This window comes from Pseudomonas marginalis (genome assembly GCF_024169655.1).
GTDB classification, from domain to species: domain Bacteria; phylum Pseudomonadota; class Gammaproteobacteria; order Pseudomonadales; family Pseudomonadaceae; genus Aquipseudomonas; species Aquipseudomonas paraveronii.
Map to the genome: position 1 here is coordinate 6,100,367 of NZ_JALJWV010000001.1, position 20,840 is coordinate 6,121,206.

A 20,840-nucleotide genomic window follows, 5' to 3' on the forward strand; every position below is an offset into this window, starting at 1 on the left:
TTGTTATTGGGCTGGGCTGGATGGGGAAACCACGACGTCCGCACGCACGGCGCGCACATCGAGGCTGATCTGGTATTCGGTGTATTGGCGCGGCGGCACGCTGAGCACCGTGCGCCATTGCGCGCGGTCCAGCTCGCGATAGCCCACCAACAGGCCGATCTGGCGGGTGGACGGGTCGAGGTCGCGCTGGATGCTCAGTTGCTGGCCGGGCTGCACCATCACTTCGTCTTGGTCCAGCAGGTCGAGGCCAAGAGTGGATTGCGCGCGGTCAGCCAGGGCGAAGTAATCCGAACGGCTGAAGGTGGCGGCGTTTTTCAGTTCGAAGATCCGCACCCGCACCGGGGCGGCCTGGCCGTTGGCGCCGGGGTTGAGCCCGGCAATCGCATGAAAGTGCAACTCGACGGCAGCGGTGTTCGCTTCGACCGAGGCTGCTGCTTCGGGTTTGACAGCATCCTTGGCGCACGCTGTCAGCATCAGCAGGGTGGCTACTGCGAGTAAAAACCTGGGAATCATCCTTCGTCCTCAATGACGTACTTAGCTTTCCGTTTTATCCATGGTTGCGACACGCTTCAGCGACGCTGGCGTGCGCTGTGCTCTTCGTAGGCTCGGCTGAATTCGCGGCCGAACAGGTCCTGGAAATCTTCCTGGGCCTCGCGGGAAATATTGCTGTAGAGCTCGGTGAACTGCTGCCAGTACTGGGCCTGGCGCGAGCCGCTGAACAGGCTCGACAGCCCGCCGGGCTTGCCCATGCGCTCTTCCAACTGTGCCGGCTCGAAGCGGCTGAGCAGATGTTTGATCGCCGCTTCCACACCGGCCATTACTGCCAACTGGTGAGCGCGCAGGTCGTCGAAACTGTCGCGCACCGCGATGTCCGGCGCCATAAACGCCTGGTTTCCATGACGAAGCAGCAGCAGTAACGCTTCGTCGGCATTCGGGGCGAATTTCAACGGATTGTTTTCCGCTGGCTGGATCATCGTTTGCTGCATGCGGAACTCGCCCTTGAGGCTCGCGCGGGCGCGCAACACGTCAATCAGGCCGTCGACCATCAGCCGGTAGCTGCGGCCGATGCTTTCCATCTGGGCTTCGGCCTGGGCCTTGTCCAGGCGCAGTTGGTCCAGGCCGGCACCGCGCAGGAAGGCTTGCAAAAGATCGGGTTGTTGGCTGTCGGCCACGGGGAGCAAGGGCTCAACCACGGGTGGCGGCGGGACAACGGGCGCGGGAGATGGCGGTGGCGGTGCGCTGACCACGGGAGCTGGCGTGTCGCCAAACAGGTCCCAATCTTCGGGAATGACCGAGCCCGACACGGCAGGTGCTGGGACAACCGGCACAGCCACCGGGGCCGGCGGGCGGAAGTCGTGTTGCTCGCAAGGCACGTGATCGGCCACGGTCGGCGGCGGCACGGCGGTCGGGCTGAGAAAATCGAACAGATCCGGCAGAGTGTCCATCGACGACGCGCCCTGGAACTGCGGTGCGATCACCGGCGCGGCGGCCGGTTTACTCACGACGGCGCCCATCAGCGCTTCAAAACTGTTCGGGGAATCCCCGGCAAACGCCTGGCTATCCACGGCTTGCACATTGAAATCGATGCGCGCCTGAATTTCGTAATCACCGATGCGGATCAGCTCGCCATCCTGCAACAGCTCGCTATTGCCCCGACGCAGACGGATGCCGGCGTTAACCAACTCCACGCCATTTGTGCTGTTATCGGTTAAATAATAACGACCATCTTTGTATTGAATTACACAATGTTGCGAGGAAACCAGACGCTCAGGATCAGGCAATACCCAGTCATTATCCGAGCTGCGGCCGATCGCCATCGAACCCTGGCTCAAGGATTTTTCGGCACACTGCCCAGGGGTAATCTTGTGATAACTAGTGATAGTCAAACACAGCGACATCTTGCCTCCTTGCTGATACTTCGCGCGCAGTCGATTCCCGGCGGCAACCTTTCCCGAGGGGTCCCGTCAGGTGCTGCGAACGACCGTCATAACCTGCTTTTACCAGCATGATCGCTGATCTTAACCGGTGCCTGTGAGAAAAATCCTGCTTTAGTCCGCAACCTGACCAATTAGTCGCGCAGCTTGCCAAGCACCGCACATCTGTCACAGAGGGCGAATAGCTTACCTTGACAAGCCATAACTACTACACCAAAAATGCACAACTTCTTGAATACCAGTGATGGCACATTAGTGGCGTCGCACTTATATGACCAAGAAAACATGCAAAGTTCATCACGCAACTAACGCATGAATTGCCCGCCATCTAACGGGCCGATAGGGAGATCGATTTCAGTGGATGTGCCGTTGCTGCTCGCTGCCGTTTCCGCGACTTCGCCATGTGGTGAAGACATGGAATATGACGCGCAATTTCTACAATTGGAGCGTGATGCCAAGGGTCAGCCCGAGCGCAGCATGGGCGACTCCGTCCTGCCTGCCGAACCACCGGACTGGCGCAGCATCCAGCAACAAAGTCTCGACTTATTGCAGCGCAGCAAAGACCTGCGCATCACCCATTTCCTGCTGCAAAGCGCCCTCGCCCTCCAGGGTGTGGCCGGGCTGGCCGACGCGCTCACGCTGATCAACGCACTGCTGCGCGAATACTGGGCCGACCTGCATCCGCACCTGGATGCCGACGACGATAACGATCCCACCGTGCGCATCAACGCCCTGTCCGGCTTGACCAGCGACGCGACGATTCGCCTGCTGCGCGAAAGCATCCTCACACGCTCGCGCACCTTCGGCCCCGTGAGCCTGCGCGCCGCGCTGAACGCCAGCGGCCTGATGAGTTTCCCCGACGAACAACTCGGCGCCCAGCAGCTCAACGCCGCGTTTCTCGACAGCGACCCCGAGCAACTGCAAGCCACCCGCGACGCCTTGAGCACCGCGCGTACCGCCTGCGAAGCCATCGAACAACAGGTCAGCGACCAGGTCGGCTCGGCCCAGGGCGTCGACCTCAGCCTGTTGAAGCAACCGCTCAAGCAGGCGCTGCAGATCCTCAGCCAGTTTGTCCCAAGCAGCGAGACCGACAGCCGCGAACCCGAGGCCGTCAGTGACGACAATGCCCCCTCGGCCGACTTCGCCGCCGCCCCCGTCGCACCGCGCCCCAGCGGCGATATCGCCAACCGCGATGACGTGCTGCGCAGCCTCGACAAGATCCTTGCGTACTACAGCCGCTACGAGCCTTCGAGCCCGTTGCCGGTGCTGTTGAACCGCGCAAAGCACCTGGTGCATGCCGACTTCGCGGCCATCGTGCGCAATCTGATTCCCGACGGCATATCCCAATTTGAAAACCTGCGTGGCCCGGACGGCGAATAAGCCGACCGACTGCGCAGTAACAATACCGTCGCTCAAGCGACCAGGAGCAGCAACGTGGCGAAGCAAAGTTCTCAGAAATTCATCGCGCGCAACCGCGCGCCTCGAGTGCAGATCGAGTACGACGTCGAGCTCTACGGCGCCGAGAAAAAGGTCCAGCTGCCCTTCGTGATGGGTGTGATGGCCGACCTCGCCGGTAAACCCGCCGAGCCGCTCGCGCCCGTGGCCGACCGCAAATTCCTTGAAGTGGACGTCGACAATTTCGACTCGCGCCTCAAGGCCATGCAGCCGCGCGTAGCGTTCCACGTACCCAACGAGCTGACAGGCGAAGGCAACCTGAGCCTGGACATCACCTTCGAAAGCATGGACGACTTCAGCCCGGCCGCCGTGGCCCGCAAGGTCGACGCGCTGAGCAAGCTGCTCGAAGCCCGCACCCAGTTGGCCAACCTGCTGACCTACATGGACGGCAAGACCGGCGCTGAAGAAATCATCATGAAAGCGATCAAGGACCCAGCATTGCTGCAGGCCCTTGCGAGCGCGCCGAAGCCGGCAGGGGACCAGTAATCATGACCGAGAATACCGTTCGCGAAAGCGCTCAAAACCTGGGCGCTACCGAAGAAACCAGCGAGTTCGCCTCGCTGTTGCTGCAAGAATTCAAACCGAAGACCGAGCGTGCCCGCGAAGCCGTGGAAACCGCCGTGCGCACCCTGGCCGAACAGGCGTTGGCGCAGACGGACCTGGTGTCCAACGACGCGATCAAGTCGATCGAATCGATCATCGCCGCCATCGACGCCAAGCTCACCGCGCAGGTCAACCAGGTCATCCACCACCCGGACTTCCAGCAGTTGGAAAGCGCCTGGCGTGGCCTGCACTACCTGGTCAACAACACCGAGAGCGATGAGCAACTGAAGATTCGCGTGCTCAACATCTCCAAGCCGGACCTGCACAAGACCCTGAAGAAATTCAAGGGCACCGCCTGGGACCAGAGCCCGATCTTCAAGAAAATGTACGAAGAAGAATACGGCCAGTTCGGCGGCGAACCTTACGGTTGCCTGGTCGGCGACTACTACTTCGACCAGTCGCCACCGGATGTCGAGCTGTTGGGCGAATTGTCCAAAGTCTGCGCCGCGATGCACGCCCCCTTCATCGCGGCCGCTTCGCCGACCGTGATGGGCATGGGCTCGTGGCAAGAACTGTCGAACCCGCGCGACCTGACCAAGATCTTCACCACCCCGGAATACGCCGGCTGGCGCTCGCTGCGTGAATCGGAAGACTCGCGCTACATCGGCCTGACCATGCCGCGCTTCCTCGCGCGCCTGCCGTATGGCGCCAAGACCGACCCGGTGGAAGCCTTCGCCTTCGAAGAAAACACCGACGGCGCCGACAGCTCCAAGTACACCTGGGCCAACGCCGCCTACGCGATGGCGGTGAACATCAACCGTTCGTTCAAACACTACGGCTGGTGCTCGCGCATCCGTGGCGTGGAATCCGGCGGTGAAGTGGAAAACCTGCCGGCCCACACGTTCCCTACCGATGACGGTGGTGTGGACATGAAGTGCCCGACCGAAATCGCCATCAGCGACCGCCGTGAAGCGGAGCTGGCGAAGAACGGTTTCATGCCGTTGCTGCACAAGAAAAACACCGATTTCGCCGCGTTCATTGGCGCGCAGTCGCTGCAGAAACCAGCCGAGTACGACGACCCGGACGCCACCGCCAACGCCAACCTGGCGGCGCGCCTGCCGTACCTGTTCGCCACCTGCCGTTTCGCGCACTACTTGAAGTGCATCGTGCGCGACAAGATCGGTTCCTTCAAAGAGAAGGACGAAATGCAACGCTGGTTGCAGGACTGGATCCTCAACTACGTCGACGGCGACCCGGCGCACTCCACCGAAACCACCAAGGCCCAGCACCCATTGGCTGCAGCCGAAGTGATCGTGGAAGACGTCGAAGGCAACCCGGGTTACTACAACTCCAAGTTCTACCTGCGCCCGCACTACCAGCTCGAAGGGCTGACCGTGTCGCTGCGCCTGGTATCGAAACTGCCTTCGGCAAAAAGCGCATAACCAGCGGTTGAACTCGCTCTTCTGTGGGAGGGGGCTTGCCCCCGATGGCATCGACGCGGCCTGACTGAAAGACCGTGTCGCCTGCATCGGGGGCAAGCCCCCTCCCACACAAACCAAATCAAGTGGCTGAGTCCACACAGGGAGAAAACATGGCTGTTGATATTTTCATCAAGATTGGCGACATCAAGGGCGAGTCCATGGACAAAGCCCACAAGGACGAAATCGACGTGCTGAACTGGAGCTGGGGCATGTCCCAGTCCGGCAACATGCACGTAGGCGGTGGCGGCGGCGCGGGCAAGGTGAACATCCAGGACCTGTCGCTGACCAAGTACGTCGACAAATCCTCGCCGAACCTGATGATGCACTGCGCCAGCGGCAAGCACATCGACAAGGTCAAGCTGACCGTGCGCAAGGCCGGCGGTGAAAGCCAGGTCGAATACATGGTGATCAATCTGGAAGAAGTCCTGGTCACGTCCCTGAGCACCGGCGGTTCGGGCTCCGATGATCGCCTGACCGAAAACGTCACCCTGAACTTCGCCCAGGTGATGGTCGACTACCAGCCGCAGAAAGCCGACGGCACCAAAGACGGCGGCGCGATCAAGTTTGGCTGGAACATCCGTTCCAACACCAAGCGTTGATATGAACACCCCCTGGCGCCATGCGCCGGGGGGTTGGTGCGTGCTCACATTCGACCCCTTCTTTTTCGGTATCTGAGTCATGGCCAAACCTTCGTTTATCAATGTGTGGAAGGCGTATTCCGATCTTTTGGTTACGCATCCAAAAGCAGACCCTTGCGATGGTCCTTGGGCCAATCAATGCGCTATCCGTATGAGTCTGGTGCTCAATGCCGAGCTGAGCATCAAGGTCAACACATCTACCTATACGGAGCCCAAGTGTGCGCATGGACACGCCAGGGGTGCCGAGTCGTTGGCTAATTGGCTGTGGAAAAGGCATCTAGGACGACCCGCCATTCTGGGTAACACCGCCGAAGACCGTCGCACGCTGATGGGCAAAACCGGGCTTATTTTTTTCAAGGATTGTTTCCAGCAATCAGGCGAGTCCCTGGATAACCGTACCGGCGATCATATTGATCTATGGAACCGAGGAATAACCCAAACCGGCGATCTCTTTTTCCGCTCCAGAGCTGTCTGGTTTTGGGAACTCACATAATGAAAAAACCATTGCTCGCCCTCTGCCTGGTCATGAGCTTTATCAGTCTGAGCGCATGCGCCGAACATGCGGAAAATCCTTCGATCCAAGCAATCTTTGTCGGGCAGAAACTCCGGTTGATCGATGATAAAGGTCAATGCACGCTACTCCAGTCCGACCAGGGTCGCGTGCAACTGGATATGGAGTGGCCTTGCAGCTTCAGCCTGGATAAACAGCAGGCACTGCGCGTAGAGATCTTTAATGGCATCCCGATTTTTTCGGTGTGGCATAGCGAGCACATGCCTGCGCCGAGCCGCGATTGCCTCACCAAAATGCAGGCGGTTCGCCAAATCCAAGGACGCCTGGAGACAGCGCAAGTCAGTAGATTTGCGTCTTGCGGCTCAGGCTGGGATCAAAAAATGTATGTAGCGCCCTTTACGTGGTAACCGAAATCGCCACCCGCGACCGTCTGCAACCATCCCTGCTGGACCGGTTGACCGACGACGACCCGACCAATCCGAAGGAAAGCGCCGACAAACGCGTGCTGTCCCTGACCCAATTGAAGGCCTCGGTGCTGCGTGACCTGGCGTGGCTGCTCAACACCACGTCGTTGCTCGATGCCGATGCCACTCTGCACACCCCGGCCGGCACCTCGGTGGTCAATTACGGCCTGCCGGCCCTGGCGGGCAATAGCGTGTCCAGTGTGGATATCAAGGCCCTGGAAGCCCTGATCTACCAGGCCATCGCCACTTTTGAACCGCGCATTTTGCGCCATACCTTGCGCGTGAAAGCGCGCGTCGGCCACGGTGAAATGAACCACAACGCGCTGAGTTTCGAGATCGAAGGCGACCTGTGGGCGCAGCCGGTGCCGTTGCGCCTGCTGCTGCAAACCGACCTGGACCTGGAGTCCGGCCATGTACGCGTGGTCAACGCCGACCAGCGGAGACGCCCATGAACCCGCGCCTGCTGGAGCTGTACAACCAGGAACTGCACCACGTGCGCGAAAGCGCCGCCGAGTTCGCCAAGGAATACCCGAAGATCGCCGGTCGGCTGAGCCTGTCCGGCATGGACTGCGCCGACCCTTACGTCGAACGTCTGCTCGAAGGCTTTGCCTACCTCACGGCCCGCGTGCAACTCAAGCTCGACGCCGAGTACCCGACCTTCACCCACAACCTGCTGGAAATCGCCTACCCGCACTACCTGGCGCCGACCCCGTCGATGACCGTGGTGCAACTGCAGACCGACCCGGATGAAGGCTCCCTGGCCAGCGGCTTCCCGTTGCCGCGCGACACCGTCTTGCGCGCCGCGTTGGGCCGTGAAACCCAGACCTGCTGCGAGTACCGCACCGCTCACCCGGTGACGCTGTGGCCGTTGCAGGTCAGCCACGCCGAGTACTTCGGCAACCCCGCCGCCGTGCTCGGGCGCCTGGCGGCCAGCGAACCGAAAGCCAAGGCTGGCTTGCGCCTGACCCTGCGCACTGGCGCCGAGTTGCCGTTCAACAGCCTCGAACTGGACAACCTGCCGCTGTACCTCAGCGGCGCCGACGAGCAACCGTTCCGCCTCTACGAACAGTTGCTGGGCAACGCCTGCGCGGTCTTTGCGCGCAAGCCGGGGGGTGATTGGGTCGAGCGCCTGCCGCAAGACGCGCTGCGCTCGCGGGGTTTTGACGACGCCGACGCGGCCATGCCCGTGGTGGCGCGGGCGTTCCAGGGCTATCGGCTGTTGCAGGAATACTTCGCCCTGCCCCACCGTTTCCTGTTCGTCGAGTTCGCCGAACTGCGCCGCGCAGTCAAACGTTGCGACGGCCAGGAACTGGAACTGATCGTGCTGTTCGACCGTCACGAACCGAGCCTGGAAGGCAGCGTCGGCGCCGCGCAGTTCCTGCCGTTCTGCACCCCGGCGATCAACCTGTTCCCGAAACGCGTGGACCGTATCCACTTGTCCGACCGGGTCAACGAACACCATGTGATCGCCGACCGCACACGGCCGATGGACTTCGAGATTCACTCCCTGAGCGGCATCACCGGCCACGGTACCGGGCCGGAGCAGCCGTTCCTGCCGTTCTATGCGGTGCGCGACCCATCGCGCTATGGCCGCGACCAGGCGTACTACACCGTGCGCCGCGAGCCCCGAGTGTTGTCCAGCGACCAACGGCGCAACGGCCCGCGCTCCACCTACGTGGGCAGCGAAACCTTCGTCAGCCTGGTGGACAGCCAGCAAGCGCCGTACCGCCACGACCTGCGCCAACTCGGTGTGACGGCACTGTGTACCAACCGCGATTTGCCTCTGTTCATGAGCGTGGGCAACGGCAAGACCGACTTCACCCTCGCCGACAGCGCCCCGGTGCTGGCCGTGCGCTGCGTCGCCGGGCCGAGCCGCCCGCGGGCCAGCCATGCCCATGACGCCAAGGCCTGGCGCCTGATCAGCCAGTTGTCGCTCAATTACTTGTCCCTCAGCGAACAGGGCCAGGGCGCGGGCGCCTTGCGCGAACTGTTGCGCCTGTATGGCGACAGCAACGACGCCGCCCTGCAATTGCAGATCGAAGGCCTGCGCGAAGTCAGCAGCAAAACGGTGACCCGGCGCCTGCCGATGCCCGGCCCGATTGTGTTTGGGCGCGGCCTGGAAATTACCTTGGCATTCGATGAAAACGCGTTTCGCGGCACCGGGGTGTTCCTGCTCGGTGCGGTGCTGGAACGCTTCCTGGCACGCTACGTGTCGATCAACAGCTTTACCGAGACGGTGATCCGTACCACCGAACGCGGCGAGATCATGCGATGGAAAGCCAAGCCCGGACGTCGTCCGACCCTGTGAGTACCCTGGATGCGATGCACCGGGAGCCCTGGGAATACGATTTCTTCCAGGCGCTGCGGCGTATCGAGTGCGAATCGCCGGACCTGCCGCGCCTGGGCCATTCCCTGCGTCTGGCGGATGACCCGCTGCGCCTCGGGCAACAGGCCGACTGCACCTTCGCCCCGGCCACCCTGGCCTCGGTCGACCCCGGTGGCGACGGCAAGCCGGCGCGGCTGGAACAGTTCTTTTTCGGCCTCGGCGGTCCCAACGGCCCGCTGCCGCTGCACATCACCGAATACGTGCGCGAGCGCCAGCGCAACAACGCCGACAGCACCAGCAAGCAGTTCCTGGATATCTTCCATCATCGCCTGTTGAGCCTGTTTTATCGGGCCTGGGCCGAGGCGCGGCCAACCGTCAGCCACGACCGCCCGGACGATGATTACTGGTCAGCGCGCCTCGCCGCCTTGAGCGGTCGGGGCATGCCGAGCCTGCTCAACCAGGGGCTGATCCCGGACACGGCAAAGCTGCATTACAGCGGCCACCTGTCGGCGCAAACCCGCTACCCGGATGGTTTGAAGGCGATCCTTGGCGAGTACTTCGGCCTGCCGGTAGAAATCGAAGAATACATCGGCCAGTGGCTCGAACTGCCCGAACGCAGCCGCGTCAGCGTCAGCGCCAACCGGCTGGGCGTGGACTTCTGCCTGGGCAGCCACGTGTGGGACCGCCAGCATAAATTCCGTATCCGCCTGGGCCCGCTGAAGCTTGATGATTACATGGGCATGCTGCCCGGCAGCCAGCCGTTCAACGAGCTGGTGGCCTGGGTGGCCGAGTACCTGGGCCATGAATTGGACTGGGACTTGAACCTGGTTCTGCAACAACCCGAAGTACCGGCGCTGCAACTCAACGGCCGCTTCCGCCTGGGCTTCAACACCTGGCTCGGCCGCCCTGCGGTTGATGCCAACGACCTAATCCTGGCCCGGCATTACGCCGATCACGCCACCACCTCAAGGAATCCAGAGCATGGGTGAAATCAGTCGCGCCGCACTGTTCGGCAAACTCAACAGCGTGGCCTACAAAGCCATCGAAGCCGCCACCGTGTTCTGCAAGCTGCGGGGCAACCCGTATGTGGAACTGGCCCACTGGTTTCACCAGTTGCTGCAACTGCAGGACTCGGACCTGCACCGCATCATCCGCCAATTCAACGTGGAACCGGCGCGCCTGGCACGCGACTTGACCGAAGCCCTGGACCGCCTGCCCCGTGGCTCGACCTCGATCACCGACCTGTCCTCGCATGTGGAAGAAGCCGTGGAGCGCGGCTGGGTCTACGGCAGCCTGATGTTCGGCGAAAGCCAGGTGCGCACCGGGTATCTGGTGCTGGGCATTCTGAAGACGCCGAGCCTGCGCCATGCGCTGTTGGGCTTATCGTCGGAGTTCGACAAGATCAAGGCCGAAGCCCTGAGCGAACGCTTTGACGAGTACGTCGGCGACTCGCCGGAAAATGCCCTGAGCGCAAGCGACGGTTTCAACGCCGGCGCCGTTCCGGGCGAAGCCAGCGGCGCGATGGCGCCGAGTGCGATGGGCAAGCAGGAAGCGCTCAAGCGTTTCACTGTCGACCTGACCGAACAGGCGCGCAGCGGCAAGCTCGACCCGATCGTCGGCCGTGACGAAGAGATCCGTCAGTTGGTCGACATCCTCATGCGTCGACGCCAGAACAACCCGATCCTCACCGGTGAAGCCGGCGTGGGCAAAACCGCCGTGGTCGAAGGCTTCGCCCTGCGCATCGTCGCCGGTGACGTGCCGCCCGCGCTGAAAGACGTGGAACTGCGCAGCCTCGACGTCGGCCTGCTGCAAGCCGGCGCCAGCATGAAAGGCGAATTCGAACAGCGCCTGCGCCAGGTCATCGAAGACGTCCAGGCCTCGCCTAAACCGATCATCCTGTTTATCGACGAAGCTCACACCCTGGTGGGTGCCGGTGGCGCCGCCGGCACCGGTGACGCAGCCAACCTGCTCAAGCCGGCCCTGGCCCGCGGCACCTTGCGTACCGTGGCCGCGACCACCTGGGCCGAGTACAAAAAGCACATCGAGAAAGACCCGGCCCTGACCCGCCGTTTCCAGGTGGTACAGGTGGCCGAACCGTCGGAAGACAAGGCGCTGCTGATGATGCGCGGCGTGGCCTCGACCATGGAGAAACACCATCAGGTGCAGGTCCTCGACGAAGCGCTGGAAGCCTCGGTGAAGCTGTCCCACCGCTACATCCCGGCGCGCCAGTTGCCGGATAAATCCGTCAGCCTGCTGGACACCGCCTGCGCCCGCGTCGCCATCAGCCTGCATGCGGTGCCGGCCGAAGTCGACGACAGCCGTCGCCGCATCGAAGCCCTGGAAACCGAGCTGCAAATCATCGCCCGCGAGCATGCGATCGGCATCGCCATCGGTGCGCGCCAGAGCAACAGCGAAGCCTTGCTGAGCGCCGAGCGCGAACGCCTGGCCAGCCTGGAAAGCCGCTGGGCCGAAGAGAAAACCCTGGTGGATGAGTTGCTCGCCACCCGCGCCACGTTGCGTGAAAAAGCCGGTGTCGTGGACAGCGGCAACGATGAGTTGCGTGCGCAATTGGTCGACCTGCAACAACGCCTCACCGCGCTGCAAGGCGAAACCCCGCTGATCCTGCCGACCGTGGATTACCAGGCCGTGGCCTCGGTGGTCGCCGACTGGACCGGCATCCCGGTCGGCCGCATGGCGCGCAACGAACTGGAAACCGTGCTCAACCTCGACCAGCACCTGAAAAAACGCATCATCGGCCAGGACCACGCCTTGCAGATGATCGCCAAGCGCATCCAGACCTCCCGCGCCGGCCTCGACAACCCGAGCAAACCGATCGGCGTGTTCATGCTGGCCGGCACCTCCGGCGTGGGCAAGACCGAAACCGCCCTGGCCCTGGCCGAAGCCATGTACGGCGGCGAGCAGAACGTCATCACCATCAACATGAGCGAGTTCCAGGAAGCCCACACCGTATCGACCCTCAAGGGCGCGCCACCGGGCTACATCGGCTACGGCGAAGGCGGCGTGCTGACCGAAGCGGTACGGCGCAAGCCTTACAGCGTGGTGCTGCTGGACGAGGTGGAAAAAGCCCACCCGGACGTGCATGAGATCTTCTTCCAGGTGTTCGACAAGGGCGTGATGGAAGACGGCGAAGGCCGGGTGATCGACTTCAAGAACACCCTGATCCTGCTGACCACCAACGCCGGTACCGAGTTGATTTCCCAGGTCTGCAAAGACCCGGCGAACATTCCCGAGCCGGAAGCCATCGCCAAGGCCTTGCGCCAGCCGCTGCTGGAAATTTTCCCGCCCGCCCTGCTCGGCCGGCTGGTGACCATCCCGTATTACCCGCTGAGCGACGAGATGCTCAAGGCGATCACCCGCCTGCAACTCGAGCGCATCAAGAAGCGTGTGCAGAACACCCACAAAGTCGCCTTCGATTACGACGACGCGGTGGTCGATTTGATCGTCTCGCGCTGCACCGAGACCGAAAGCGGCGGGCGCATGATCGACACCATCCTCACCAACAGCCTGCTGCCGGACATGAGCCGTGAGTTCCTCACGCGCATGCTCGAAGGCAAGGCGCTGGCGGGTGTGCGGATCAGTAGCCGGGATAATGAATTGCACTATCAGTTCAACGATTGACCTGAAGAAACATAATCAAATGTGGGAGGGGGCTTGCCCCCGATGGCGGTGAGTCAGTCACCATATGCATCAACTGACACACGGCTATCGGGGGCAAGCCCCCTCCCACATTTGCAGCCGGTTTCTTCAGTTATTTAGTCATTTTCGAGACGCCCGATGCTATTCAACCAAACCTCACGCCTGGCCAAAATCACCAGCCCCCTCGGGCCGGACGTGCTGTTGCTCAATCAAATGGGCGGCGGCGAAGAGTTGGGAAGGCTGTTCGCCTATGAGCTGCAACTGACCTCCCTGGACGCCAACATCGACCTCAACCAGTTGCTCGGCAAGCCAATGAGCGTCGGCCTGCAACTGGCGGACGGTGGCGAGCGGCATTTCCACGGGATCGTCGCGCAGTGCAGCCAGAGTATCGACCAGGGCCAGTTCGCCAGCTACCAGGTGACGCTGCGCCCGTGGCTGTGGCTGCTGAGCCGCACGTCGGACTGTCGGATTTTCCAGAACCAGAGCATCCCGCAGATCATCAAGCAGGTGTTCCGCGACCTCGGTTTTTCCGATTTCGAAGACGCCCTGAGCCGGCCGTACCGCGAGTGGGAATACTGCGTGCAGTACCGCGAGACCAGCTTCGATTTCGTCAGCCGTTTGATGGAACAGGAAGGCATCTACTACTTCTTCCGCCATGAACAGGACCGTCACGTACTGGTGCTGGCCGATGCCTACGGCGCCCACGCCACGGTGCCGGGCTACGCGTCGGTTCCGTATTACCCCAAGGACGAGCAGCAACGCGAACGCGACCACCTGCATAACTGGCACCTGGCGCAGCAAGTGCAGCCGGGCTCGCTGGAGCTCAACGACTACGACTTCCAGCGCCCCAGCGCGAGCATCGACGTGCGCTCGGCCATGCCGCGCCCGCACGCCGCCGGCGACTATCCGCTGTACGACTACCCCGGCGCCTACGTGCAAAGCGCGGACGGCGAACACTACGCGCGCACCCGCATCGAAGCGCTGCAAACCCTGCATGAACAAATCGAATTCAGCGGCAACGCCCGCGGCCTCGGTTCCGGCCACCTGTTCAGCCTCACCGGCTTCAGTCGCCAGGACCAGAACCGCGAATACCTGATCGTCGGCATCCGCTACAACATCCATCAGGAAAGCCTGGAAAGCGGCGGCGGCTCAAACTCTGCGCAGTACGAAAGCAGCCTCACCTGCATCGATGCCCAACAAAACTTCCGCCCGCTGGCCAACACTCACCGGCCCATCGTCAAAGGCCCGCAGACCGCGCTGGTGGTCGGCCCCAAAGGCGAAGAAATCTGGACCGACCAATACGGCCGCGTAAAGGTGCATTTCCACTGGGACCGCCACGACCAATCCAACGAAAACAGCTCGTGCTGGATACGCGTGTCGCAATCCTGGGCCGGCAAGAACTGGGGCTCGATGCAGATCCCACGGATCGGCCAGGAGGTGATTGTGAGCTTTCTGGAAGGCGACCCCGACCGGCCGATCATTACCGGGCGGGTGTACAACGCGGAGCAGACGGTGCCCTACGATTTGCCGGAGAACGCGACCCAGAGCGGCATGAAAAGTCGTTCGAGCAAGGGCGGCACGCCGGCCAACTTCAATGAAATCCGCATGGAGGACAAGAAGGGGTTGGAGCAGTTGTATATCCATGCCGAGCGGAATCAGGACATTGTGGTGGAGGTGGATGAGAGCCATTCGGTGGGGCATGACCGGAACAAGAGTATTGGGCATGACGAAGTGGTGACAATTGGCAACGACCGCGTGCGTGCGGTCAAGCACGACGACATGCTCATGGTCGGCTTCAGCAAGACCGACGCAATCAGCCAAAGCTACTTGATCGAAGTGGGACAAAACCTGCGCCTGGTCTGCGGAAAAAGCGTGCTGGAGCTCAATGCCAGTGGCCAGATCAACCTCACCGGCGTGCAGATTAACGTGTATTCCGAGGGCAATACTGAAATCAATACCGGGGGCAACCTGCACCTGAACATCGGCGGAAAAGCAGGCACGACGCCTATGGGCCAAGGGGTCAAGGCCGAGATAGATGCCGCCGTCAATTCCATGTTTCCCAATCCGCCTCCCAACCAATAACGAGATTCCGTTTCATGACCTATCAACTCAATGAACTGCAATTCACGCTGCCCAGCGATGACGTTCAAGATGCTTCCATCAATATCCTGAAGTTCGCCGCTCTGGGTACGTCGTTGATTGTCAGCCGTAGCCTTCTAGGTGATGGTGAGACGCTGCAAAGCAACTTCGAAGAGCAACTGGCGAAGCTGGAGAAGCAGGTACAGGACTTGCGCTACCAACCGGCCAAGGCACTTCGTGTGGGCGCCGCGCAGGATATAGACGCCATCGAAGTGCACAACCAGTTCAGCAAGGGCACCGAGCGGATCCATCAATACCAGTTAGCGCTTGTGATACCCGGCACTCGGCAGATGCTTGCCCTGAGTTATGTCAAAGCCCAACCCTTGGGCGATGCGGAACGCGCCCATTGGGCAACCATCAAAAGCACCTTGCAGCTGAATCCCAAGCCTTGAAGTCCCTAATAAATGTCTGACGCTCTCTGGGCGGCACGTCTCGGCGACGGCCTGCTGCACACCTCGGTGATGGCCGACATCCTGGGCGGCGTGCTGGAAATTGCGGCCAACATCGCTATTACGGCCGTCGCCACTGCTGCAATTGTGGCCGCCACCGGTATTACGGTCGTAACCGGCGGGCTAGGCTGCTTTGTGCTGGGTGCAGTGGTGGGCATCATCGTCGGCATAGGCATGAGCAAGACGGGGGCGGACAAGGGACTGACAAAGGTTTGTGACTGGATAGGCAATGCGTTATTCCCGCCGGTGGTAATGGCAACAATCGCCACCGGCTCCCACAACACCTTTACCAACGGTATCCCGTCTGCACGTGCCGCCGGTGCCATTGGTCCGGTCAGCCCGCAACCTACCGAAGGCGGAAGCCCCGAAGAATCCAGCTACTTGGACATGGCCAAGGGCTTCTTCTCACAGATGTGGCGCCCGACCGTCGCCGTTCCCGCACCGGGAGCAGTGCCCAAGCCACTGGACATCGTGATCTGCACCAAGCATCCACCGATGCCTCCGCAATTTATTGCCGAGGGCTCCAGCAAGGTCACCATCAACGGCCAACCGGCAGCGCGCAGTGGTGATCGCAGTACCTGCGATGCGTCAATTGTTGAATCGGGGATGATCTCCAGCAACGTGCGCATTGGTGGCGGCCCGGTGGTGGTCCGCGAGATTCGCAGCGGTAAGACTCCAGGCGTAGGGTTGGCGGTGACCGCACTGTTGATGCTGCGCGGTGGCGGGTCGAAATTCTTCAGCAAATTGCCGTGCATGGTGGTCGGCGGCCTGGTGTCGTGGGGCACCAGCCAGGTGACCAATGCGATCACCTCAGCCGTGGTGGGCTCCCCCAACCCGGTCCACAGCGCGACCGGCGCAAAGATTCTTGATGGCGAAGACGATCTAGACTTCGCCCTGCCCGGTTTGTTGCCGATTGAGTGGCAGCGTTATTACAGCAGTCGTGATGAGCGCAGCGACGGGCTTTTCGGCGCCAGTTGGAGCGTGATTTACGAAGTCTTCGTCGAAATTGACCTGCATCCCGACGGCGGCGAGCGCCTGATCTACACCGATGAGCAGGCGCGGCAGATCGACATGGGTGTCATTCCCTTGGGTGGTGCCGTATTCAGTGCCGGCGAAGGCTTGAGCGTGCGGCGCAACACCAATGGACAGTTACTGATTGAAACGGTGGATGGCTTGTATCAGCTGTTCGAGCCGAAGCCGGGCAACCCATCGCACCTGCGCCTGAGTCAGTTGGGAGATCGCAACGACAACCGGATCTACCTCGACTACAACGCCAGCAACCGCCTCGTGCAACTGCGCGACACCTTTGACCTGGTGCGTGTTGAATTGGTGTACAGCCCTCTATGGCCCGGGCGCGTATCACAGATTGAGCGTGTGTATCCCGATCACACTCGCGAGCAGTTGGTGAGCTACGAGTACGACAAACATGGCGATCTGGCGCTAGTGCGGGACGCTGGCGCGCAGGTGCAGCGGCGCTTTGCCTATGACGCCGGGCGGCGCATGGTCGAGCACCAATTGCCCACAGGGCTGCGTTGCTATTACCAATGGGCCTGCGTGGAAGAGAGCGAATGGCGTGTGGTCCGGCATTGGACCGATGAGGGTGACCACTATCAGTTTGACTATGACCTTCACGCCGGGATCACACGAATTACAGATGGCCTGCAAAGAGTCAGCACTCGACGCTGGAACCCACAATTCCAGATTACCGAGTACACCGACAACCTCGGGCAAACCTGGCACTTCGAATGGAATGATGAGCGCCAGTTACTGGGGGCCACCGACCCTCAGGGCGGGAAATGGCAGTTCAGCTACGACGAGTCCGGCAACCTGTGTACGACCGAAGATCCATTGGGCCGTATCGAATCGACACTGTGGCTGGAGCACTGGTCATTACCACTCGTGGAGACCGACGCCGCCGGCCAAGCCTGGCAGTATCAATACGATCAACGAGGTAACTGCGTCAGTGAGATCGACCCGCTGGGCCACATCACTCGATACCGCTATGACGCTTTCGGCCAAGTGGTCGAAATCGTCGATGCCACTGGAAAGTCCAAAACCTTGCGCTGGAACGGGTTCGGGCAGTTGGCTCAGCACACCGACTGCTCGGGCTACCCAACCGCCTTTGAATACAACCGTCAGGGCTTCTTGCAGGTGGTCATCGACGCCCTCGGCGAGCGCGTCCAGTATCAGCACGACAGCCAAGGCCGGTTGCTGCAAACCGAACTGCCGGACGGGCGCACTGAACAATACCTGCGTGACACCAGCGGCCAACTCACCGCTTACATTGATGCCGCAGGCGCCACCACGCGGTATCAGTACGGGCGGCGCGGCCAGGTGCACCGGCGTATCGATGCCCATGGCCGACAGATCGAATTCCGCTATGACGCCTATGGCCGCCTGCAAACTCTGACCAACGAAAACGGCGAGCATTATCGTTTTGCCTGGGACGAGGGCGACCGGCTCAGCGAACAGCAGGACCTTGACGGTAGCGCACGACGTTATGCCTATGACGGCCTTGATAACGTGGCTGGCGTCGAATACGTGCCCGTGGATGACAGGCTGACGACACAGCCCTCCATAGTGCATCGACTGGAACGCGATGCCGTCGGCCGCCTGCTGGTGAAAGAGACGAGTGACGGTCGTACCGAATACGCCTACGACCCGGTAGACCAACTTACTGCCGTCACCTTCAACGGCAACGACGGCAATGCGCAGGCCCTGGCTTTTGCCTACGACCCTTTGGGCCAAATGCTCACCGAACAAAGCGCCGCCGGTAGCCTCAACTATCACTACGACGAACTCGGCAGCCTGATCCAAACGCAACTGCCCGACGGCCGCTGGCTCAATCGCCTGTACTACGGCAGCGGCCACCTGCACCAGATCAACCTCGATGGCAGGGTGATCAGCGACTTCGAGCGCGACCGCCTGCACCGCGAGGTCCTGCGCACCCAGGGGCAAATCACCACCCGCAGCGAATACGACCGCAGCGGACGCCTGCGCTCACGGGTGCGGCGCCCCAGCGGCCAACCCGTGCAGCTGCCGGCGGGCCAGCAAAAGCATTTCGACTATGACCCGGCTGACAACCTGATCGGGCGCCTGGAGCGGAACCGCGACGCCGGACGCGACAATCGTCAGTTGCTGCACTACGACGCCACCGGTCGCATCATTGCCAGCCAGGACAACCTGCAAGGTCAGCGCGAAACCTTCGCCTACGATGCCGCCGCCAACCTGCTCGACGGCCCACATCCCGGCGCGGGGCTGGTGGTGCATAACAAGCTGCTGACCTATCAGGACAAGCGCTATCGCTACGACGGCTTTGGTCGCATGATCGAAAAGCGCAGTGCCGTGCGTGGCGTGCAGTACTTCGCCTATGACGCCGAGCATCGCCTGATCGAAGTACGTAGCCATAAGGACGGTCGCGAAACGGTCGTGAAAATGACCTACGACCCGCTCGGCCGGCGCATCGCTAAAACCGAACATGACAGCAACGGTTATCCGTTGGGCGAAACCCGCTTTGATTGGGAGGGGTTGCGTCTGTTGCAGGAACACCGACATAGCCAGACCAGCCTCTATATCTATGAAGAGGACGCTTATGTACCGCTGGCTCGAGTCGACGGCTCGGGCGAGCATCAAAGTGTGCGCTATTACCACAACGACCTGAACGGGCTACCCGAACAGTTGACCGAAACCGATGGGCGAACAGTGTGGCAGGCCAGGTATCAGGTGTGGGGTAACACGACTGAAGAGGTGCGTGAGCCGTATTTTATTGAAGAGCAGAATCTGCGGTTTCAGGGGCAATATCTGGATCGGGAAATTGGGCTGCACTACAACACGTTTCGGTTTTATGATCCGGATGTGGGGCGGTTTACGACGCCGGATCCGATTGGGTTGATGGGCGGTTTCAACCTTTACCAGTACGGTCCAAATCCGGTTGGATGGCTTGATCCATGGGGCTGGGCAGGCAACCCGGCCAATGCCACCCACATCACCTATGTCGGGGTGAAAGACGGCAAGCCTTATGTAGGTTATGCCAGCAAGCCTGGACTGGGGCATTCCGCGCAAGCTGTGTTGGACTACCGCTATCCTAACAAGCAAATTTTTGACGTCGCGCCAGAGGCAGTATTCAAAGGAGATGGGCAAAAAGGAAAAGACATCGCTAGGGGCCTGGAACAAAGGATATATGAGGATAAGTTGAAGGAGGGGCCTGTCGCGAACAAGCAAAGGCCTGTTGGCCCCAATAACAAAAGGCGAGATATTTATCTCGCAGCCGCTGACAAACATAGAGGTGTCAAACCTCAAAAAACAAATATTAAATCCAAAGGTCCTGGAAGATGCTGAAGAAAATCACGTGGCAAGAAGGCAAGGTTCTCAGTTTAAAACTGAAAGATGACCTGTACACACTTGTCCAGATGCGTAAAGACTACTACCTCCAGTTTTTTGATTTGACAAGTGCTCAGAATACCTGGAGTGACGTGGATCTCAGAACAGTCGATACACTATTTTTTATTTTCACATCCACAAAGGCTTTAAAGGGCCTTGCCGTAAGCGAACTGTCATCGGATGACGTTTCCTTGGATGAGCGTCCTCCCGAAAGAAGAATGCTGAGAGCTATCATCGGCGGCAATTATGGTGCAGATCTTATCGAATTGACTGACACTTTTGAAACGATTGATGCGACAACACTAAAAAGCAACCTAACATTAGCCAATGATCTAGATACCATTTACAAATATGAACTATCAGGCATGATCGGCGACCCGGAAAAGCTGCGAAATCGCTTAATAAATTATTTTGACAACGGAATAAACTGGGACAAGTCCAAGGAATTTTTATTTAAAGGTATCTTTCCTCCATCCGCAAAAATCGGAAGTCAACGACCATGAGAAAAGAGGAGCTAGAAGACTACCAAAGATATCACCTTACTCTAGATGGCGAAGAAAGTCTTGTTGACAAGATAAGTCCAATACTCAAAAAACTTATCCAACGCTTACTGGACCTGCCCGAAAATAAATCTAAATCAAATATCTTAAACTGCTTCAAAAAATGCATGCTCAGCATCAATGATTTCGAAGATGAAATCGAAACTGTAGAGCGCGAGTCTATACTTGAAGCTTTTTATGACTTAGGGGAAATTGTGGGCCTTGATCCAGCATCGGAATTCGCTGAGGCATGGAGAGGTGATTGGTAATCGAGTAACGCAGGGATGCGTCCGACCGCATGGTGCAGCAGCAAGACCTCGACCA

At 60.3% G+C, this 20,840-nt stretch carries 17 protein-coding genes; 15 read left to right on the forward strand and 2 right to left on the reverse strand.

The window, feature by feature from the left end; translation table 11 throughout:
• Positions 1 to 3 precede the first annotated feature (3 nt).
• Both tssJ and tagH read right to left on the reverse strand, forming a co-directional pair.
• Positions 4 to 513, reverse strand: coding sequence for a type VI secretion system lipoprotein TssJ (gene tssJ, locus J2Y83_RS28285; RefSeq protein ID WP_253400140.1), 510 nt, complete (start codon positions 511 to 513; stop codon positions 4 to 6).
• A 56-nt stretch (positions 514 to 569) separates the two neighbouring features.
• Complete coding sequence (gene tagH / locus J2Y83_RS28290) at positions 570 to 1,898, reverse strand: type VI secretion system-associated FHA domain protein TagH (RefSeq protein ID WP_253400141.1); 1,329 nt, start codon at positions 1,896 to 1,898, stop codon at positions 570 to 572.
• Between the two features lie 393 nt (positions 1,899 to 2,291).
• Between tagH and tssA the strand changes: the two genes are divergently transcribed.
• From tssA to J2Y83_RS28365, 15 genes are all read left to right on the forward strand, one after another.
• Positions 2,292 to 3,314 (forward strand): type VI secretion system protein TssA, encoded by a 1,023-nt coding sequence (gene tssA, locus J2Y83_RS28295; RefSeq protein WP_253400142.1) that lies wholly within the window; start codon positions 2,292 to 2,294, stop codon positions 3,312 to 3,314.
• Positions 3,315 to 3,368: 54 nt separating this feature from the next.
• Positions 3,369 to 3,875, forward strand: a complete 507-nt coding sequence (tssB, locus tag J2Y83_RS28300; protein ID WP_247406909.1) for a type VI secretion system contractile sheath small subunit — start codon at positions 3,369 to 3,371, stop codon at positions 3,873 to 3,875.
• Between the two features lie 2 nt (positions 3,876 to 3,877).
• Entirely contained in the window at positions 3,878 to 5,374 is a 1,497-nt protein-coding gene (gene tssC / locus J2Y83_RS28305; RefSeq protein WP_046488991.1) for a type VI secretion system contractile sheath large subunit, read from the forward strand.
• A 149-nt stretch (positions 5,375 to 5,523) separates the two neighbouring features.
• Complete coding sequence (locus J2Y83_RS28310; RefSeq protein ID WP_247406914.1) at positions 5,524 to 6,012, forward strand: Hcp family type VI secretion system effector; 489 nt, start codon at positions 5,524 to 5,526, stop codon at positions 6,010 to 6,012.
• 79 nt (positions 6,013 to 6,091) lie between these two features.
• Positions 6,092 to 6,544 (forward strand): type VI secretion system amidase effector protein Tae4, encoded by a 453-nt coding sequence (locus J2Y83_RS28315; RefSeq protein WP_253400143.1) that lies wholly within the window; start codon positions 6,092 to 6,094, stop codon positions 6,542 to 6,544.
• On the forward strand, positions 6,544 to 6,969 hold the full coding sequence (locus J2Y83_RS28320) for a hypothetical protein (protein WP_253400144.1): 426 nt from the start codon (positions 6,544 to 6,546) through the stop codon (positions 6,967 to 6,969). Before J2Y83_RS28315 ends, J2Y83_RS28320 begins: the two co-directional genes overlap by 1 nt.
• Positions 6,963 to 7,478: a type VI secretion system baseplate subunit TssE gene (gene tssE, locus J2Y83_RS28325; protein WP_034116446.1), complete on the forward strand. Its 516-nt coding sequence runs from the start codon at positions 6,963 to 6,965 to the stop codon at positions 7,476 to 7,478. The genes J2Y83_RS28320 and tssE overlap by 7 nt, the downstream gene beginning before the upstream one ends.
• Positions 7,475 to 9,334: a type VI secretion system baseplate subunit TssF gene (gene tssF, locus J2Y83_RS28330; RefSeq protein WP_253400145.1), complete on the forward strand. Its 1,860-nt coding sequence runs from the start codon at positions 7,475 to 7,477 to the stop codon at positions 9,332 to 9,334. Before tssE ends, tssF begins: the two co-directional genes overlap by 4 nt.
• Positions 9,298 to 10,341, forward strand: a complete 1,044-nt coding sequence (gene tssG, locus J2Y83_RS28335; protein ID WP_253400146.1) for a type VI secretion system baseplate subunit TssG — start codon at positions 9,298 to 9,300, stop codon at positions 10,339 to 10,341. The genes tssF and tssG overlap by 37 nt, the downstream gene beginning before the upstream one ends.
• The gene (tssH, locus tag J2Y83_RS28340) at positions 10,334 to 12,991 is read left to right on the forward strand and encodes a type VI secretion system ATPase TssH (RefSeq protein ID WP_253400147.1); all 2,658 of its coding nucleotides are present in this window, start codon (positions 10,334 to 10,336) and stop codon (positions 12,989 to 12,991) included. Before tssG ends, tssH begins: the two co-directional genes overlap by 8 nt.
• A 156-nt stretch (positions 12,992 to 13,147) precedes the next feature.
• A complete protein-coding gene (locus J2Y83_RS28345; protein ID WP_253400148.1) occupies positions 13,148 to 15,091 on the forward strand; it encodes a type VI secretion system Vgr family protein in 1,944 nt (647 codons plus the stop codon).
• 14 nt (positions 15,092 to 15,105) lie between these two features.
• A complete protein-coding gene (locus J2Y83_RS28350) occupies positions 15,106 to 15,540 on the forward strand; it encodes a DcrB-related protein (RefSeq protein WP_247407299.1) in 435 nt (144 codons plus the stop codon).
• A 12-nt stretch (positions 15,541 to 15,552) separates the two neighbouring features.
• Positions 15,553 to 19,935 carry an RHS repeat-associated core domain-containing protein gene (locus tag J2Y83_RS28355; protein ID WP_253400149.1) on the forward strand — a complete coding sequence of 1,461 codons (4,383 nt, stop codon included), beginning with the start codon at positions 15,553 to 15,555 and terminating at the stop codon, positions 19,933 to 19,935.
• Positions 19,929 to 20,480, forward strand: a complete 552-nt coding sequence (locus J2Y83_RS28360) for a hypothetical protein (protein WP_247408259.1) — start codon at positions 19,929 to 19,931, stop codon at positions 20,478 to 20,480. The genes J2Y83_RS28355 and J2Y83_RS28360 overlap by 7 nt, the downstream gene beginning before the upstream one ends.
• Entirely contained in the window at positions 20,477 to 20,785 is a 309-nt protein-coding gene (locus J2Y83_RS28365; RefSeq protein WP_247408257.1) for a hypothetical protein, read from the forward strand. The genes J2Y83_RS28360 and J2Y83_RS28365 overlap by 4 nt, the downstream gene beginning before the upstream one ends.
• Positions 20,786 to 20,840 lie beyond the last annotated feature (55 nt).

Coding starts and splice junctions, on each gene's coding strand:
- tssJ (WP_253400140.1), bottom strand. CDS start 513: ATGATTCCCAGGTTTTTACTCGCAGTAGCCACCCTGCTGATGCTGACA.
- J2Y83_RS28355 (WP_253400149.1), top strand. CDS start 15,553: ATGTCTGACGCTCTCTGGGCGGCACGTCTCGGCGACGGCCTGCTGCAC.
- J2Y83_RS28310 (WP_247406914.1), top strand. CDS start 5,524: ATGGCTGTTGATATTTTCATCAAGATTGGCGACATCAAGGGCGAGTCC.
- J2Y83_RS28345 (WP_253400148.1), top strand. CDS start 13,148: ATGCTATTCAACCAAACCTCACGCCTGGCCAAAATCACCAGCCCCCTC.
- tagH (WP_253400141.1), bottom strand. CDS start 1,898: ATGTCGCTGTGTTTGACTATCACTAGTTATCACAAGATTACCCCTGGG.
- tssG (WP_253400146.1), top strand. CDS start 9,298: ATGGAAAGCCAAGCCCGGACGTCGTCCGACCCTGTGAGTACCCTGGAT.
- J2Y83_RS28365 (WP_247408257.1), top strand. CDS start 20,477: ATGAGAAAAGAGGAGCTAGAAGACTACCAAAGATATCACCTTACTCTA.
- tssH (WP_253400147.1), top strand. CDS start 10,334: ATGGGTGAAATCAGTCGCGCCGCACTGTTCGGCAAACTCAACAGCGTG.
- J2Y83_RS28360 (WP_247408259.1), top strand. CDS start 19,929: ATGCTGAAGAAAATCACGTGGCAAGAAGGCAAGGTTCTCAGTTTAAAA.
- J2Y83_RS28315 (WP_253400143.1), top strand. CDS start 6,092: ATGGCCAAACCTTCGTTTATCAATGTGTGGAAGGCGTATTCCGATCTT.
- tssF (WP_253400145.1), top strand. CDS start 7,475: ATGAACCCGCGCCTGCTGGAGCTGTACAACCAGGAACTGCACCACGTG.
- J2Y83_RS28350 (WP_247407299.1), top strand. CDS start 15,106: ATGACCTATCAACTCAATGAACTGCAATTCACGCTGCCCAGCGATGAC.
- tssC (WP_046488991.1), top strand. CDS start 3,878: ATGACCGAGAATACCGTTCGCGAAAGCGCTCAAAACCTGGGCGCTACC.
- J2Y83_RS28320 (WP_253400144.1), top strand. CDS start 6,544: ATGAAAAAACCATTGCTCGCCCTCTGCCTGGTCATGAGCTTTATCAGT.